This is a genomic window from Saccharospirillum sp. MSK14-1, assembly GCF_003054965.1.
Classification (GTDB): Bacteria; Pseudomonadota; Gammaproteobacteria; order Pseudomonadales; family Natronospirillaceae; genus Saccharospirillum.
In genome coordinates, this window is record NZ_MIES01000025.1 from 1 (window position 1) to 3,445 (window position 3,445).

Below are 3,445 nucleotides of genomic sequence, written 5' to 3' on the forward strand. Positions count from 1 at the left end.
TCTGGTATTCGATCGAATACCAGATAATTGATTGCAAAGGCTCCTTTAATTTCCGATTTCTCTTCCGGCTTATCCGACTTATTAGAAAAGAACGTATATCGCATATTCAAGCACACCTATTAGGCTCAAATGTTTATGCCTCGCTTGCCGGATTAGTATCAGGCGTTCCTGTTACGTGTACTTTTCACGGTCACGTTGATATTTCCAATACAGAGCGGTTTAAAAAACTAAAGTTCTATTTCATAGGAAAGGCTTCAGAACATATTGTTGCCGTGACAGAAGAATTGAGCTTTAAAATAAGACATGAAAATTCAATTCTAAAAGGAAAAGAAGTTTCGGTTATACCTAATGGCATTGATACTTCCGATCTAAAAAAAATACAGATAAGAAAACTTCCTAATGGACAAGATGAAACTATAATTTTCGGCTGTTTAGGAAATATACGTGAAGCAAAGAATTATTTTCTGGCCGTGGATTTTATAAAAGCTCTAACAGATAACAATGTCAACGCAAAACTTATTATTGCTGGCGATGATACAAAGCTATTGGCAAAAATACTTAAAAGCTATATTAATACGGCTGGAATGAATTCTAATATAGATTTTCCGGGTTTCATTCATAATATCAAGATGTTTTTTGAAGAAATCGATATTTTCTTAATGACTTCGTCAAGTGAAGGTCATCCACTATCTATTACGCAAGCTATGTCATCTGGAAAGCCTATTTTAACTACACCTAGTGGAGTAGAGAAAATTTTATCAGGGTTGAAGAGTGCTTTTATCTCACAGGACCATGACCCAGAGTTTCTAATGCAAAAATTTATAACTTTGAGGGATCTACCACCAGAAATGCTTTGCCACGTGTTGGATGTAACGAGACATGTTGTGAATAAAAAATACAGCTTAGAAAGCATGACCAGTGCATACATTATCGGTTACAGAGAAAAATAATGGAAGATTGGAAGTTTAGAGAGAACAGTCTTGACCTTATCAGATTAATTGCTGCAAGCCAGGTAATGATCTTACATTCTTTTGAATTCACTATGAGTGAGTTAACAAATAATTTATTTTTTGAGGTTATAAAGCTATTCCCAGGAGTCCCGATCTTCTTTTTTATAAGTGGATATTTAATTAGTAAATCATATGAACGATCTCCAAGTTTAATGGACTATTTTAGAAATAGAGTTTTAAGAATATTCCCTGCACTTATACTTTGTGTTCTCGTTAATATAATAATGATTGGCTATACAGGGTATTTCAGCCTTGTTGATGCGAGTCCATTCGAAATAGTTAAACTATTTTTAGCCAAATCTACATTTCTCCAGTTTTATAATCCTGATTTCATGCGAGGTTTCGGAGATGGCGTTTTAAATGGGAGTCTATGGACGATATGTGTGGAACTTCAATTTTATCTAGTGGTACCTATTTTTTATAATATTTTCAAACTTAAGGAAAGACACGGGAGTATTATCCTAATAATACTTTTAATAATATTTATAGTGGCAAATAGATATTTATACATAAGCAGAGAATTGATGTCGGAAACGTTAGCTTGGAAACTATATAGAGTTAGTTTTATACCTTGGTTCTATATGTTTCTTTTTGGAGTATTAGTACAGCGCAATTTTGAGATATTTAAAAAATATATTTCTATATTACCACCAATGACAATTCTATTTTTTTACATATTAGTATCTTTTGGTCTTTCCAAATCAGGGCTTCAATATGGTAATAGTATTCCGCCTTATGTTTATTTTCCATTAGCAATATTGATTCTTAGGTTGGGCTATTTTAAACCGGAATTCACTAATAAACTACTAAAAGGTAATGACTTTTCTTATGGTATTTATATATGGCATATGCCATTTATAAATCAAATTCTATATCTAAATTTTGAGATTGAGGTTGACCAGGTTATATGGATTATATTGTTATCGTTTTTGGTTGCTATATTGTCTTGGTTTATAATTGAAAAACGTATGCTTAAATTGAAGCATTTCACCATGACATTGGGATATAAAAAATGATCTCGATTCTACAGCAGAAAATGCTTAATACCTTTGGAAGTAAGAAAGGCTTTATAAAACACATATACTATCATTTTGCATATTTAATCGGATTTGAATTTGGTTCTAGGATCAAGTTTGTTGGTAATGTTGAAAGGCTTGTTTTTGTATGTAAAGGAAATATATGTAGAAGCGCTTTTGCTGAACTAATTACCCGAACAAAGTATGACATACCAGTTGCTTCCTTTGGGTTGGAAACAAATAGCGGATATGTTTCTGAGCTAAATAATTTCTTGGAAGTCGTTTACGAATGTGGATTTGATTTATCTAAACACAGAACTACTTCTATCGAAGATTTTAAAATATTTGAAGGGGATTTGTTTATTTGCATGGAACCCAAGCAAAGCTTAGTGCTGCAAAAAAAAATCCCTAAAGCCAATGTAACACTCCTTGGTTTATACGGTATGAACAAAAGGCCATACTTACATGACCCATATTCCGCTAGTAAGGGATATTCAATTAATTGTATTAATTTCATAGAAAAATCAATAGAAAATCTGACAAAAAGCTTAAGTGTTAAAAATAAATGAAATATATATATATAGACATTAAATCGCTATATTTCTCGTTTAAGCATCAAGACTTACCGTTCTACTTTGCATGTGGTTACATTATTTTCACCTATCTTAGGCCGCAAGCTATTTATCCTTTTTTGGATTTTTTGCCATGGACTCAGATTTGCATACTAGCAGGGATATTCTTTTCAGTTCTGAGGAAAGAGTTTTCATTTGGTTCAGTTAACATTCTAATGCTCGCTTTTCTCGTTATAGTGCAATTATCGGTTATTTACTCACTTTATCCTGACATATCTACATCTAAAAGAGATGTAATATTCATATGGTTTGTCGAAGTCTTGTTCTTTGTAAACTGTATAAAAAATGCTAACCAACTTAAGTTAATCTTAATCCTTTTTTTTATCACGATGTTTAAAATGAGCCTGTTTGGAGCGAGAACATGGGTAGGCCGTGGATTTGGGTTTACTAAGTGGGGCATCGCTGGTCCATCCGGGTTCTTTGCTAATTCTGGTGAGTTTTCTCTGTTAATGGCAATTGTTGCTGTAATGTCTATTGGCTTTCTAATAGGGTTCAATAAGCAAAAATCTATTTACATATTGTTACCCATAACAGCAACCATGACAGTCTTAGGGGCTAGTTCTCGTGGTAGCCAGATTGCAATTATAATTGGGCTTATTTATCTAGTGATTTTATATCGTATGGTCAATTTTAAGTACCTTATAACTTTTGCATTTGTGGGTTATGTAGGTATTAGTTTAATGCCCGAAGAACAAGTATCTCGATTCCGTGATATGGGTTCTGACAATACATCACAATCTAGGCTGGATTACTGGGAAGCAGGCTGGGATATGATGAAAGACTATCC

The 3,445-nt window shown here is 33.1% G+C and carries 4 protein-coding genes; all 4 read left to right on the top strand.

Annotation, left to right across the window (positions count from 1 at the left end; translation table 11 throughout):
• The coding region (locus tag BGP77_RS03810) for a glycosyltransferase family 4 protein (RefSeq protein WP_146171187.1) at positions 1-950 on the top strand (950 nt) is incomplete at its 5' end.
• Positions 950-2,026 carry an acyltransferase gene (locus BGP77_RS03815; protein WP_108163411.1) on the top strand — a complete coding sequence of 359 codons (1,077 nt, stop codon included), beginning with the start codon at positions 950-952 and terminating at the stop codon, positions 2,024-2,026. The genes BGP77_RS03810 and BGP77_RS03815, both read left to right, overlap by 1 nt.
• Entirely contained in the window at positions 2,023-2,595 is a 573-nt protein-coding gene (locus BGP77_RS03820) for a low molecular weight phosphatase family protein (protein WP_108163412.1), read from the top strand. Before BGP77_RS03815 ends, BGP77_RS03820 begins: the two co-directional genes overlap by 4 nt.
• Before the next feature lie 401 nt (positions 2,596-2,996).
• Positions 2,997-3,445, top strand: a 449-nt coding sequence (locus tag BGP77_RS18025) for an O-antigen ligase (RefSeq protein WP_158269261.1), incomplete at its 3' end; no start/stop codon positions are given.